Source organism: Streptomyces sp. NPDC051987, assembly GCF_040680735.1.
Lineage (GTDB): Bacteria > Actinomycetota > Actinomycetes > Streptomycetales > Streptomycetaceae > Streptomyces.
In genome coordinates this window covers 69,935-83,602 of record NZ_JBFAXI010000024.1, presented here as the reverse complement: position 1 = coordinate 83,602, position 13,668 = coordinate 69,935, and the positions used below count along the sequence as shown (strand labels likewise).

Sequence of the window (13,668 nt, the reverse complement as noted above, 5' to 3'; positions counted from 1 at the left end):
GCGGCACCGGGTACCCGCACGACGGGAGGTCCCGATGTTCGAAGCAACCGACATCCGAGAGTGGCGCGGTCACGACGTCGTCGACGTCGCCGGGCACAAGATCGGCGTCCTGGAGTCGGTGTACGTGGACACCACGACCGACACACCCTGCTTCGTCACGGTGACGGTCGGGCTGCCCACCCGGCGCCGCCTGGTGTTCGTGCCGCTCGACGAGGCGAGCGTCGGTCCGGCGTATCTGAAGGTCGCCTACCGCAAGGACGTGGTGAAGAAAGCCCCGTCGATCGACACCGACGGCGAGCTGCCCGCCGCCCGCGAGCCCGCGGTCTTCGCGCACTACGAACTCGAGTACGTCCCGGGCGCGGGCGGCGAACGCCGCCTGGCCCGCCGCTGACCCACCGAGACCCACCGAGTCCGTCCGGGAGAGCCGATGAGTCTGTTCCTGCTCCTGATCCTCGTGGCCGTCGTGCTCGGCATCGTCGGATTCGCCGTGCACGGGTTGTTCTATCTGCTGATCATCGGCGCCGTCGTGCTGATCGCCGACCTTGTCTTCGCCGGCTCCCGGCTGCGGCGCGGCGGCCGGCACCACCACATCGCCCGCTGACCCGTCGACCCGTCGGCCCCTCGCATACGTGATCTGAGCGACGCCACCGGCCTGGCGTCCGATCTCCGGCTGGCGGTGGGCCGGGTGACGCGGCGGCTGCGGCAGGCGCACGCCGTGGGGGACCTGTCGCTGTCGGGCGTGTCCGTGCTGGCGCGGCTGGCGGGCGAGGGCCCGGACTCCCCGACCGCCCTCGCCGAGGCCGAACGCGCGCGGCCGCAGGCCATGGCCGGCACCCTCGCCCGGCTGGAACAGCGCGGGCTGGTCCGCCGCAGGCCCGACGCGGCGGACGGGCGGCGGAGCATCGTGGCCGTCACCGAGGAGGGACGGGCGGTGCTCGCCGAGCGGCGCTCGGAGTCCGTCCAGCGGCTCGCGGCGGTCCTCGACACCTTCTCCGAGCAGGAGCGCGCGACGCTCGGGGCGGCCCTGCCGCTCCTCGACCGGCTGTCGGAGCGGCTGTGAGCGGGCGCGGGTGGTCCGCCGCCCTGCGGTCGGCCCGCCACAAGCAGACCCCGGCCGGGTCCGGCTACAAGTGGGTCGCGTTGTCGAACACCACGCTCGGCGTGCTGATCGCCACGATGGACGCGTCGATCGTGATCATCTCGCTGCCGGCGATCTTCCGCGGCATCGGCCTCGACCCGCTCACGCCGGGCAGCCGCCCTGCTGACCGCGATCGCGCGTGGCGGACTGCAGTTCATGCTCATCTTCCAGAACTCCGGCACGGCGCTGTCCATCGGTGTCTTCTTCTCGCTGATGGTGTCCGGCCTCGCCGCCTCGCTCCCGGCGACGCTGAAGAGCGGCCTCATGGCGCACGGGGTGCCGGCCGCCTCCGCCGCGCACGCCGCGTCCCTGCCGCCGGTGAGCACGCTGCTCGCGACGTTCCTCGGCAACAACCCGATCGAGCACCTGCTCGCCTCCGAGGGCGCCCTGGGCCATGTCACGCGGGCCCAGCGGTCCGTCCTCACCGGGCACACCTTCTTCCCGCGACTGGTCTCCGGTCCCTTCCACCACGGCCTGGCCATCGTCTTCGGCGTGGCCGCCGGCATGGCCCTCGTCTCCGCGGTGGCCTCCGCCCTGCGCGGCAGCCACCGTCCGCCGGACGGACAGCAGGCCCCCGCCGCCAAGGCCACCGTGCGGTCGGAGCGCTGAGGACCGGTCCGCCGACAGCAGGGGGTGCCGCGGGGAACCGCGCGACCTGCCACGGTGCACCCGCGCCCGGCAACGGCCCGCAGCCCGACGGCCGGCTCCCGCTCTCTCAGACCATCGGTGCCTCCGCGAACTGGGTCCGGTAAAGCTCCGCGTACCGCCCGTCGGCCGCCAGCAGCGCAGCATGGGTGCCGCGCTCCACGATCCGCCCCGCCTCCACCACCAGGATCTGGTCGGCGGCCCGGACCGTGGAGAGCCGGTGGGCGATGACCACGGCCGTACGGCCCTCCAGGGCCTCGGTGAGCGCCTCCTGGACGGCCGCCTCAGAGCTGTTGTCGAGGTGCGCGGTGGCCTCGTCGAGGATCACCACGCGCTGTCGCGCCAGCAGCAGCCGGGCGATGGTCATCCGCTGTCGCTCGCCGCCGGAGAACCGGTAGCCGCGTTCCCCGACCACGGTGTCGAGGCCGTCGGGCAGCGCCCGCACGACCTCGTCCAGGCGGGCCCGGCCGAGGGCGTCCCACAACTCCTCGTCGGTGGCCGCCGGCCGGGCGAGCAGCAGGTTGGCGCGGACGGTGTCGTGGAAGAGGTGGCCGTCCTGGGTGACCATGCCGAGGGTGGCGCGCAGGGAGCCCGCGGTCAGGTCGCGGACGTCGACGCCGCCGATGCGGACGGCGCCCTCGTCGACGTCGTACAGGCGCGGCAGCAGCTGGGCGATGGTGGACTTGCCGGCGCCGGAGGAGCCGACGAGGGCGACGGTCTGGCCGGGTTCGGCACGGAAGGAGATGCCGTGCAGGACCTCGCTGCCGCCGCGCGAGTCGAGCACCGCGACCTCTTCCAGCGAGGCGAGGGAGACCTGGTCGGCGGCCGGGTAGGCGAAGCGGACGTCGTCGAACTCCACCGCGACCGGGCCCTCGGGGACCTCGCGGGCGTCCGGTGCCTCCTCGATCAGGGGTTTCAGGTCCAGCACTTCGAAGACCCGCTCGAAGCTGACCAGCGCGCTCATCACCTCGACGCGGGCCCCGGCGAGCGCGGTGAGCGGGGCGTAGAGGCGGGTCAGCAGCAGGGCGAGGGAGACCACCGCGCCCGGCTCCAGGGTGCCGCGCAGCGCGAACCAGCCGCCGAGGCCGTAGACGAGGGCCAGGGCCAGGGAGGAGACCAGGGTCAGCGCGGTCATGAACACCGACTGGGCGGTGGCGGTGCGCACCCCGATGTCCCGGACCCGGGCGGCGCGGGCGGTGAACTCGGCCGACTCCTCCTCCGGCCGGCCGAAGAGCTTGATCAGGGTGGCGCCGGGGGCGGAGAACCGTTCGGTCATGCGGGTGCCCATGTCCGCGTTGAGGGCGGCCGCCTCGCGCTGCATGCGGGCCATCCGGCCGCCCATCCGGCGGGCGGGCACCACGAACAGCGGCAGCAGCACCAGTGCGAGCAGCGTGATCTGCCAGGACAGGGTGAGCATCACCGCGAGCGTGAGCAGCAGCGTGACCAGGTTGCTGACCACGCCGGAGAGGGTGCCGGCGAAGGCGCGCTGGGCGCCGATCACGTCGTTGTTGAGACGGCTGACCAGCGCTCCCGTACGAGTACGCGTGAAGAACGCGACGGGCATGCGCTGCACATGATCGAACACAGCCGTGCGCAGGTCGAGGATGAGTCCCTCCCCGAGCGTGGCCGAGAGCCGCCGCCCGAGCACCCCGAGCGCCGCCTCCACGACCGCGACCAGCGCGATCAGCAGCGACAGCCGGACGACCGCACCGGTGTCGTGCCCCGACACGATCGCGTCGACGACATGTCCGGCGAGCACAGGGGTGGCGACCGCGAGCAGCGCGGTCACCACCCCGAGCAGGACGAAACGGACTATGCCGCCGCGGTGCGGGCGGGCGAAGGCGGCGATGCGGCGCAGCGTGGCCCGTTCGAACGGGCGCCGCTCCTGCTGGGCGGTCATCACGCTGTGCAACTGCATCCAGGCGGTGGTCTCCATGCTCATGGAGGAGAACGTACGACCTCAAGCTCCGTTGAGGTCAATGTGCGTTCGCCGTCCCCCCGTACGAAGGACCCGATGCGCCCTCACCTGCTTCCGGGCCGTCATCCGGTGTCTCCTCTTCCGCCACCCGCAGTTGGGGCGGCGCGGAGAACCTCTCCCGGTGTGACAGCGGTAAGAATCCCCGACTTCCGTGAGAGCCGTCTCCCCGGGCTCGTCCGCCGCATCCCCGTGCGGCACATCCTCACTCTGATCCCGCTCGTCCTGGTCGCGGTCATCGCGGTGCAGCACCGGCAGGTCCTCGTCGAGGGCTTCGGCCGGCTGCGTGACGCCTCCTGGCCCTGGCTGCTGGCGGCCGGCGGTGCCACCTGTCTGACCTGGGTGGCCGCCGCCTTCACCCGGCAGGGTGCGGTCGTCCAGCCGCTGCCCCGGTGGCGGCTGCTGGCCACCCAGCTCGCGGCGGGCTCGGCCAACCACCTGCTGCCCACGGGTCTCGGCTCGGGCGCGGTCAACCTGCGGTTCATGACGGTGTGCGGGGTGCCGCTCGCCACCTCCTCGGCCGCGCTGGCCCTGTACCTGCTCGCCGAGTCGATCGCCCGGGTGGGCCTGATGGCCGCGCTCTTCTTCGCCTTCCCGGACGCGCTCCGGCTGGACGGCCTGCTCCCCGACGGGGAGGCCGGTCCGGTCCTGGCCGTAGCGGGCGCGCTGGTGGCGGCGGCACTGGCCGCGCTGCTCCTGGTACGGCGGGTGCGCGAGCCGGTGTTCCGCTTCGTGCGCGCCGCCCTGGGCGAGGCCCGCTCGGTGCACACGCGTCCGTCCCGGGCGCTGGCGCTGTGGGGCGGTTCGCTCGCCTTCCCCGCGCTCCAGGCGGGCGGCCTGGTGGCGGTGGGGCAGGCGCTCGGCCTCGACGTGCCGCCCGCGCACATGGCGCTGGCGTACCTGGCGGCCACGGTGGCCGTCGCGTTGATCCCCACGCCGGGCGGTCTGGGCTCGGTGGAGGCGGCGCTGATCGTGGCGCTGGTGGCCGCCGGGGGCCCGGTGGCGGTGGCCACGGCCGTGGTGCTGGCGTACCGGATCATCACCGTGTGGGTGCCGTTGCTGCCGGGAGCACTGACACTGGGAGCGCTGGTACGACTGAAGGTCATCTGACGAGGGCCGTCCGACGCGGGACGGCCTTCCCCGCGGAGGGAAGCGCATGCCGGTCCGTCTCGAACGCAAGGGTCCTGTCACCACGGTCGTCCTCTCCCGCCCCGAGGCGCGCAACGCGGTGGACGGGCCGACGGCAACGGCGCTGACGGATGCGTTCCGGGAGTTCGAGGCGGACGACGAGGCCCGGGTGGCGGTGCTGTGGGGCGAGGGCGGCACGTTCTGTGCGGGGGCGGACCTGAAGGCGATGGGCGGCGGGCGCGGCAACCGGGTGGCGGTCGACGGCGACGGCCCGATGGGCCCGACCCGGCTGCGCCTGTCCAAGCCGGTGATCGCGGCGATCGCCGGGCACGCCGTGGCGGGCGGCCTGGAGCTGGCCCTCTGGTGTGACCTGCGGGTCGCCGAGGAGAACGCGGTGTTCGGCGTCTTCTGCCGCCGCTGGGGCGTGCCGCTGATCGACGGTGGCACGGTACGGCTCCCCCGGCTGATCGGCACCAGCCGGGCGATGGACCTGATCCTCACCGGCCGCCCCGTCCCGGCCCGGGAGGCCCACGAGATGGGCCTGGCCAACCGGCTCGTCCCCACCGGCCGCTGCCGCGAGGCGGCGGAGGAACTGGCCGCGTCCCTCGCGGGTTTCCCGCAGGCCTGCCTGCGCAGCGACCGTACCTCGGTGCTGGACCAGGAGGGGCTGGCCGAACCGGCGGCGCTGGCCGCCGAGATCCGGCACGGCATGGGGGTGTTGGCGCAGGGCCTGGAAGGGGCGGCGCGGTTCACCGCGGGGGCGGGCCGGCACGGCTCCTTCACGGAAGACTGACCCGCCGTGCCGGCTCCGCGCCCCGACCCCGCGGTCCGGCCCGCCGATCGGCTGCCGGTGGCGGTGCGGGGCCTGCCGGCGGCCGCCTCCTCGGTGGGCGCGGCCGACGGACCCGGCGCCGGCGACCGTCGTCCGTCCCGTCGTACGGCGCGGCGGGCAGGAAGCCCTGCGGCGGGACCGTCAGCGCGGCGCGCCCGAACTCGCTCCGGCCACCGGCCCGTCCAGCAGGGTGGCGACGGCGGCCCGGAAGACGCCGAGGCGTTCGGCGGCCTCGGCGAGCTCCACCACCTGTGCGGCGATGCCCTCGCACAGGGCCCGCACCAGATGCCCGGGACCGGTGTCGAGGCCGAGCCCGGTGAGTGAGCCGCGCAGTTCTGCGCGCCACCAGGGGGCGGCGAGCCCGGCCAGCGCGGGGACGAAGGTGACCCCGCCGGAGTCGGGAACGGCGCCGCCCACCCGGTCCAGGTCGGCGGCGCCCGAGATCACACCGAGGTCGGTGAGCCAGCGGACGGCGGAGGCCGCGGTGGAGACCTGGCCGTCCAGGCAGTACCCGGGCTCGCCGGCGAAGCGCCAGGCGACACAGCTGACCAGTCCGGAGGTGCTGCGCCAGGGGGTGTCACCGGTGTGGGCGAGCAGGAAGGCCCCGTCGCCGTAGGTGCACTGGGCGGTGCCGGGACCGGTGACCCGGTGGGCGAGCAGGGCGGCCTGCTGGTCCGGGGCGAGGCCGGTGAGCGGGATTCTGTCGCCGAACTCCGCTGTGGTGCCCACGAGTCGGGAGTTGTCGACGATCTCGGGGAGGCGTTCGGCGGACAGCCCGTACCACCGGACCTGTCATCGAGCCTCCCTGACGATCACTGCGCGACAGCCTGTCGCAGGGGCGAGGGACAGCACAAGCGCACACGGGTGCGACCGGCACGAACCTCCGTGCGGATACGGCAGGATGAGCGGTTGCACAACCGAGAGGGAGGTAACCGGTGAACCGAGCGCTCACCGTCGATGACCTGGTCCTGGCCGGAATCGCCCTGGCGGCGGGCCTGTTGCTGGCGTTCCTGTCGCGCGGCCTGCTGCGCTGGCTGGCCCGGCACGCCAAGCGGACCCGCTGGAGCGGTGACGACGTCATCGTGGACGCGCTGCGCACGGTGGTCCCGTGGGCCGCGCTGTCGGGCGGCGCGGCGGCCGCGGCGGCGGTCCTGCCGCTGACGAGGACCGTCCAGCACCACACCGACCAGGCTCTGCAGGTGCTGCTCATCTTCGCGGCGACGGTGTCGGCGGCGCGGGTGATCGCCGGACTGGTGCAGTCGGTCACCCAGTCCCGCTCCGGGGTCGCCGGTTCGGCCACGATCTTCGTGAACATCACCCGGGTGCTGGTGCTGGCGATCGGCTTCCTGGTGATGCTGCAGACGCTGGGCATCTCGATAGCGCCGCTGCTCACCGCCCTGGGCGTGGGCGGTCTGGCGGTCGCGCTGGCCCTCCAGGACACCCTGGCCAACCTCTTCGCCGGCATCCACATCCTCGCCTCCAAGACCGTCCAGCCGGGTGACTACATCCAGCTGAGCAGCGGCGAGGAGGGCTATGTCGTGGACATCAACTGGCGGCAGACGACCGTCCGCCAGCTCTCCAACAACCTGGTGGTCGTCCCCAACGGCCAGCTGGCGAAGACCAACATGACCAACTACACGCGGCCCGAGCAGCAGTTGACGGTCCTGGTGCAGGTGGGTGTCGGCTACGACAGCGACCTCGACCACGTCGAGCGGGTCACGCACGAGGTCATCGCCGAGACCATGACCGAGATCGCCGGCGCGGTCCCGGACCACGAGCCCGCCATCCGCTTCCACACCTTCGGCGACTCGCGGATCGGTTTCACGGTGATCCTGGGCGTCGGCGAGTTCAGCGACCAGTTCCGCGTCAAACATGAGTTCATCAAGCGCCTGCACCGCCGCTACCGCGAGGAGGGCATCCGCATCCCGGCCCCCGCCCGCACGGTGGCGCTCCAGCAGGGGGCCGTGGTGATCCCGCAGCAGCGCGTCCCGGACGAGATGCCCGCGGGTCTGCCGCACACCGAATAGGAGCGTCCTGAAGATCTCGAGACCGCGCCCGTCCTGCCCTGCTTCACCGTGGTTGACGTTCACCGGCGATTCAGGGCGAGTCGGGCGGCCGGAACACGGTCTCCACCGTCCACCTCATTGACCGCGGGGCTACCCCTGCGCATCGCGCTCAGCGCCACCGAATGGTGTCGGCAGGGAGCCGGCCGCCCCATTGGTGCGCGTGCGGCGCGTCACCAGCGGCTGTTCGAGTGCGGGCCTCTCGGTCGAATTGCGACAGCGGATGAGCGTGTTGCCATCTCGTCGATTAATCCGACATGAATTACTTCCGCTTATGTTCCGGTAGCACTTACGGGAACGACATTCGCGCCCCGCCCGAAGGAGCCCCGATGCGTCCGAGCATCTGTCGTGCCATCCCCCTTCTCATGGGAGTGACCCTCGCCCCTTTCGGCGTGGTCACGCCGTCCGCTGCCGCACAAGGCAACCCACCCGGGCCTGACCTGCTCGGCGTGTCGCAGTCGGCCAAGGCGCCCGCCGGCCCGGCGGCCGGCGCTCCCTCCACCGAGGCAGGCAGACCCCCTCGTGCCACCAGCCGGGCACTGGTCGTGAACGTGCCCAGCTGCAGCGAGAGCGACCTGCAGAGCGCGATCGGCGCTGTCGCCGCAGTGGGCGGCACGGTCAACCTCAAGCCCGGCTGCACCTACACCCTCACCGACGCCACACCGCCCAATGGCGACAACGGACTGCCGGTCATCACGAACAACGTCACGATCAACGGAAACGGCGACACCATCACCCGAGCCGCAACCGCCGCCGATTTCCGTTTCTTCGAAATCGACGGCCCCAATGGAAACCTCACTCTGAACATCCTGACCCTCAGCAACGGTCACGCGTCCGGCGGCCTGGGCAACGGCCGGGGTGGCGCCATCTGGCTCGCGGGAGTCGGTTCGGCAGTGACGCTGAACACCAGCAGTCTCACCGGCAACACCGCCGACACCTTCGGCGGGGCCATCGACAACGACAACGGCACGGTGACCGTCAACACCAGCACGCTCTCCGGCAACCAGGCGCGTGCCGGCGGGGGCGTGTTCGTCAGCCCGTTCGGAGGTTCCGGCAGGGCGACCTTCAACACGAGCAGGATCACCGGCAACCACGTGACCACCCTGGGTGGCGGGATCGCCGCCGCCGTGGGCACGACGGTGACAGTGAACACCACCCCGGTCACCGGCAACGACGTCACCGGTTTCAACGCACTGGGCGCCGGCATCGCGCAGGCCGGAACGATGACGGTGAACGCGAGCAGGGTCACGGGCAACACCGCCACCGGTACCAACGCGCAGGGCGGCGGCATCTACAACCTCTCCGGTACGGTGCGGAGCACCAGCAGCCCGGTCACCGGCAACACCGTCAACGGCACGAACTCCCACGGCGGCGGCATCTTCAACACGGCTGCCGGCACGGTGGTTCTCACGAGCAGCCAGGTGACCGACAACCAGGCGCTGGGAACAGGTGCGGCCGGTGGCGGCATCTTCAGGGCCAGCGGCACGGTGACGCTGATCGCCAGCCTCGTCGCCGGCAACCAGCCCGACAACTGCGGAAGCCCCAGCACCGTCCCCGGCTGCTCCTAGGGCACGCATCGGCTCCTGATCGAGCCGGGTGGACGGGGTCGCCGAAGGCCGCCGGGGCCGGCGTGTCGCCCCCGGTCCTCACGCCGCCGCTTTTCTCCCCCGCGGAGAAGGGACGGGCGAGGGCCGGGGGCCCCGTGGCCGGTACGGTCCCCGCGCCGGGCCGGACGGCCGGGGCCGTACGCGCCGGGTGGCCGGTCCGGCAGCCGGTCGAGGGGGCTCGTTCTTCCTGACCACCCTTTTGACCGATCCGGTTGCCTCTCACATGACAACCGGACGAGCGGATCTTCCGAGTCGCGGACCCCTGTCGAGCATGGGTCGGTCACGAGATATCTTGATGTCGAGCAATGTTGCAGACGTGGAGCGGAGCACCCGGTGACTGACTCGACCATCATCTACACCTACACAGACGAGGCCCCGGCCCTCGCGACGCACTCGTTCCTGCCGGTGATCCAGGCGTACGCCGCGCAGGCCGGTGTCGCCGTGGACACCCGGGACATCTCGCTGGCCGGGCGCATCATCGCCGTCTTCCCGGAGTACCTGAACGAGGACCAGCGCATCGCGGACGCGCTCGCCGAGCTGGGCGAGCTGGCCAAGACGCCCGAGGCGAACATCGTCAAGCTGCCGAACATCTCGGCGTCGATCCCGCAGCTGAAGGCCGCCGTGGCCGAGCTGCAGGGCAAGGGCTACGCACTGCCGGACTACCCGGACGACCCCAAGACCGACGAGGAGCGCGAGATCCGCGCCCGCTACGACAAGGTCAAGGGCTCCGCCGTGAACCCGGTCCTGCGCGAGGGCAACTCGGACCGCCGCGCCCCCGCCTCGGTCAAGAACTACGCCAAGACCCACCCGCACCGCATGGGTGCCTGGACCTCGGAGTCCAGGACCGATGTGGCGACCATGGGCGAGAACGACTTCCGTTCCACCGAGAAGTCCGTCGTGATCCCCGAGGCCGGCGAGCTGCGGATCGAGCTGGTCGCCGAGGACGGCACCACCACGGTCCTCAAGGAGTCCGTGCCGGTCCTCGCGGGCGAGGTCGTCGACGCCTCCGTGCTGCACGTCGCGCAGCTCAACGACTTCCTGGCGGCGCAGATCGCGCGCGCCAAGGAGGAGGGCGTGCTCTTCTCGGTGCACCTGAAGGCCACGATGATGAAGGTCTCCGACCCGATCATCTTCGGTCACGTGGTGCGCACGTTCTTCCCGCAGACGTTCGCGAAGTACGGGCAGACCCTCAAGGCCGCCGGTCTCAGCGCCAACGACGGTCTCGGCGGCATCCTCAAGGGCCTGGAGAACCTGCCCGACGGCGCCGAGATCAAGGCCTCCTTCGAGGCCGAGCTCGCCGCGGGCCCGGCCCTGGCGATGGTCGACTCCGACAAGGGCATCACCAACCTGCACGTGCCCTCCGACGTCATCATCGACGCCTCGATGCCCGCCATGATCCGCACCTCCGGCCACATGTGGGGGCCGGACGGCCAGGAGGCCGACACCCTCGCGGTCATCCCGGACTCCTCCTACGCCGGTGTCTACCAGGCCGTGATCGAGGACTGCCGGGCCCACGGCGCCTTCGACCCGTCCACCATGGGCTCGGTCCCGAACGTAGGCCTGATGGCGCAGAAGGCCGAGGAGTACGGCTCCCACGACAAGACCTTCGAGATCGCCACCGCGGGCACGGTCCGTCTGGTCGACGCGGCCGGCAACGTCGTGATCGAGCAGCCGGTCGCCGCCGGTGACATCTTCCGCGCCTGCCAGACCAAGGACGCGCCGATCAAGGACTGGGTGAAGCTGGCCGTCACCCGCGCCCGCGCCACCGGCGACCCGGCCGTCTTCTGGCTGGACGAGGGCCGCGCGCACGACGCGCAGCTGATCGCCAAGGTCCAGCAGTACCTGACCGAGCACGACACCGAGGGCCTGGACATCCGGATCCTGTCGCCCGTCGAGGCCACCAAGCTGTCCGTGGAGCGCATCCGCCGCGGCGAGAACACCATCTCCGTCACCGGCAACGTGCTCCGTGACTACCTGACCGACCTGTTCCCGATCCTGGAGCTGGGCACCAGCGCCAAGATGCTGTCGGTCGTCCCGCTGATGGCGGGCGGCGGCCTGTTCGAGACGGGCGCCGGCGGCTCCGCGCCCAAGCACGTCCAGCAGCTGGTCAAGGAGAACTACCTGCGCTGGGACTCCCTCGGCGAGTTCTTCGCCCTGGTGCCGGCCTTCGAGCAGTACGCCGAGTTCACCGGCAACGCCCGCGCCAAGGTGCTGGCCGACACCCTCGACCGGGCCACGGCGACCTTCCTCAACGAGGACAAGTCCCCGACCCGTCGCGTCGGCGGCATCGACAACCGCGGCAGCCACTTCTACCTGTCCCTGTACTGGGCGCAGGAGCTGGCGAAGCAGACCGACGACGCCGAGCTCGCCAAGGCGTTCGCGTCGCTCGCCGAGACGCTCGCCGCGAGTGAGCAGCAGATCGTCGACGAGCTGCTCGCCGTGCAGGGCTCCCCGGCCGACATCGGTGGCTACTACCAGCCCGAGAAGGCCAAGGCGGACGCGGTGATGCGCCCGTCGGCCACCTGGAACGCGGCGCTCGCGGCCCTCTGAGCCGCAGCCGACTCCTGAAGTCCCGAGGTCTCCGCCCCGGCAGGCACACCGCCCGCCGGGGCGGAGCCGTGTCCGGCCCCGTCCCGCGCCGCCCCGGCCGGCGGTGTGTGTCCCGTTCGTGAAGTCTGCATGTCACGCGCGCCAGGTGTCTGGTCCGTCCGGATCCGCTGTGGTTCGCTCGGCGCATGACGGTGCTTGTGAGCCGACGCCACGTGGATCTCGTGCGTGTCACCACCATGGGGTGTCCCGCCGTGAGCTGACGCTCCGGCCCCGCCCCCTTCCCCCGTTCTGCCGACGCGTGACCGTACGCGCACGCCGTCATGCCTTCCCGCACGAGGAGCAGCACCATGAGCCAGCCCATCGACTCCGTCACCGCCGGTCACACGCCCGAGGAGCAGCCCGCCGGGCCCGACACCTCGGCCTGGTCGTTCGAGACCCGGCAGATCCACGCCGGAGCCGTGCCGGACCCGACGACCGGCGCCCGCGCGACGCCGATCTACCAGACGACGTCGTTCGTCTTCCGTGACACGCAGCACGCCGCCGACCTCTTCGCCCTCGCCGAGCCCGGCAACATCTACACCCGCATCCACAACCCCACGCAGGACGTCTTCGAGCAGCGGATCGCGGCCCTGGAGGGCGGCGTCGCCGCGGTCGCGCTGTCCTCCGGGCAGGCCGCGGAGACGCTGGCGATCCTGACGCTGGCGGGCGCGGGCGACCACATCGTGTCCAGCACGTCCCTGTACGGCGGCACGTACAACCTGCTGCGGCACACGCTGCCCAGGTTCGGCATCGAGGTGTCCTTCGTGGACGACCCGGACGACGCGGAGGCCTGGCGGGCGGCGATCCGCCCGAACACCAAGGCGCTGTTCGCGGAGACGTTGGGCAACCCGCGCGGCAACGTGCTGGACGTACGGGCGGTCGCGGACGTGGCGCACGCGGCGGGCGTACCGCTGATCGTGGACAACACGGTCCCGACCCCGTACCTGCTGCGGCCCCTCGAGCACGGCGCGGACATCGTGGTGCACTCGGCGACCAAGTTCCTCGGCGGGCACGGCACGGCGATCGCGGGCGTGGTCGTCGACGGCGGCAGCTTCGACTTCGGCGCGCACGCCGACCGCTTCCCCGACTTCACCGAGCCCGACCCCAGCTACCACGGCCTGCGCTACTGGCCGGCGCTCGGGCCGGGCGCCTTCGCGATCAAGCTGCGGGTGCAGCTGCTGCGCGACCTCGGCCCGGCGCTCTCCCCGCACTCGGCGTTCCTGCTGCTGCAGGGCGTGGAGACGCTGAGTCTGCGGCTGGAGCGGCACTCTGCCAACGCGCAGGCGCTGGCGGAGTGGCTGGAGCAGCGCGACGAGGTCGCCGCCGTCCACTATCCGGGCCTGCCGTCCAGCCGCTGGTACGAGGCGGGGCAGAAGTACCTGCCGCGCGGCGCCGGCGCCATCGTCTCCTTCGAGCTGCGGGACGGGATCGAGGCGGGCAAGCGGTTCGTGGACGCGGTCGAGCTGTTCAGCCATCTCGCCAACATCGGCGACGTGCGCAGTCTGATCATCCACCCGGCGTCCACCACCCACAGCCAGCTGGACGAGGAGCAGCTGGCGGCGACCGGGACCACGCCGGGCCTGGTACGCCTGTCGGTCGGCATCGAGAACCTCGCCGACCTCAAGGCGGACCTGGAGGCCGGGTTCCGCGCCGCCAAGGGCGCGGCGTCCTGAACGCCGTACCGCATCCGC

General features: G+C 72.0%; 11 protein-coding genes and 1 pseudogene. 10 read left to right on the top strand and 2 right to left on the bottom strand.

Going from position 1 to position 13,668, the window contains the following annotated elements; translation table 11 throughout:
- Nucleotides 1-34: 34 nt before the first annotated feature.
- From AB0M11_RS15830 to AB0M11_RS15815, 4 genes are all read left to right on the top strand, one after another.
- Nucleotides 35-391 carry a PRC-barrel domain-containing protein gene (locus AB0M11_RS15830; RefSeq protein ID WP_365705573.1) on the top strand — a complete coding sequence of 119 codons (357 nt, stop codon included), beginning with the start codon at nt 35-37 and terminating at the stop codon, nt 389-391.
- A gap of 36 nt (nt 392-427) precedes the next feature.
- Nucleotides 428-601, top strand: coding sequence for a hypothetical protein (locus AB0M11_RS15825; RefSeq protein ID WP_365705571.1), 174 nt, complete (start codon nt 428-430; stop codon nt 599-601).
- 84 nt (nt 602-685) lie between these two features.
- Nucleotides 686-1,060 (top strand): MarR family transcriptional regulator, encoded by a 375-nt coding sequence (locus AB0M11_RS15820; RefSeq protein ID WP_365705569.1) that lies wholly within the window; start codon nt 686-688, stop codon nt 1,058-1,060.
- Nucleotides 1,061-1,294: 234 nt separating this feature from the next.
- Nucleotides 1,295-1,747 carry a hypothetical protein gene (locus AB0M11_RS15815; RefSeq protein ID WP_365705567.1) on the top strand — a complete coding sequence of 151 codons (453 nt, stop codon included), beginning with the start codon at nt 1,295-1,297 and terminating at the stop codon, nt 1,745-1,747.
- Between the two features lie 106 nt (nt 1,748-1,853).
- Here AB0M11_RS15815 and AB0M11_RS15810 read toward each other — a convergent pair whose 3' ends face one another.
- Nucleotides 1,854-3,719: an ABC transporter ATP-binding protein gene (locus AB0M11_RS15810; RefSeq protein ID WP_365705620.1), complete on the bottom strand. Its 1,866-nt coding sequence runs from the start codon at nt 3,717-3,719 to the stop codon at nt 1,854-1,856.
- A 165-nt stretch (nt 3,720-3,884) separates the two neighbouring features.
- Here AB0M11_RS15810 and AB0M11_RS15805 point away from each other — a divergent pair, with 165 nt between their 5' ends.
- Both AB0M11_RS15805 and AB0M11_RS15800 read left to right on the top strand, forming a co-directional pair.
- The gene (locus tag AB0M11_RS15805; protein ID WP_365705565.1) at nt 3,885-4,868 is read left to right on the top strand and encodes a lysylphosphatidylglycerol synthase transmembrane domain-containing protein; all 984 of its coding nucleotides are present in this window, start codon (nt 3,885-3,887) and stop codon (nt 4,866-4,868) included.
- A gap of 46 nt (nt 4,869-4,914) precedes the next feature.
- Nucleotides 4,915-5,679: a crotonase/enoyl-CoA hydratase family protein gene (locus tag AB0M11_RS15800; RefSeq protein ID WP_365705563.1), complete on the top strand. Its 765-nt coding sequence runs from the start codon at nt 4,915-4,917 to the stop codon at nt 5,677-5,679.
- Nucleotides 5,680-5,943: 264 nt separating this feature from the next.
- Here AB0M11_RS15800 and AB0M11_RS15795 read toward each other — a convergent pair.
- Nucleotides 5,944-6,498 (bottom strand): annotated as a pseudogene (locus AB0M11_RS15795) (FGGY-family carbohydrate kinase); the annotation flags it as partial.
- Nucleotides 6,499-6,653: 155 nt separating this feature from the next.
- On the opposite strand from AB0M11_RS15795, the gene AB0M11_RS15790 reads away from it, so the two are divergent.
- From AB0M11_RS15790 to AB0M11_RS15775, 4 genes are all read left to right on the top strand, one after another.
- Nucleotides 6,654-7,745, top strand: coding sequence for a mechanosensitive ion channel family protein (locus tag AB0M11_RS15790; protein WP_365705561.1), 1,092 nt, complete (start codon nt 6,654-6,656; stop codon nt 7,743-7,745).
- A 293-nt stretch (nt 7,746-8,038) separates the two neighbouring features.
- Entirely contained in the window at nt 8,039-9,349 is a 1,311-nt protein-coding gene (locus tag AB0M11_RS15785; RefSeq protein WP_365705559.1) for a right-handed parallel beta-helix repeat-containing protein, read from the top strand.
- A gap of 372 nt (nt 9,350-9,721) precedes the next feature.
- Nucleotides 9,722-11,938 carry an NADP-dependent isocitrate dehydrogenase gene (locus AB0M11_RS15780; protein WP_365705557.1) on the top strand — a complete coding sequence of 739 codons (2,217 nt, stop codon included), beginning with the start codon at nt 9,722-9,724 and terminating at the stop codon, nt 11,936-11,938.
- Nucleotides 11,939-12,285: 347 nt separating this feature from the next.
- Nucleotides 12,286-13,650 (top strand): bifunctional o-acetylhomoserine/o-acetylserine sulfhydrylase, encoded by a 1,365-nt coding sequence (locus AB0M11_RS15775; RefSeq protein WP_365705555.1) that lies wholly within the window; start codon nt 12,286-12,288, stop codon nt 13,648-13,650.
- Nucleotides 13,651-13,668 lie beyond the last annotated feature (18 nt).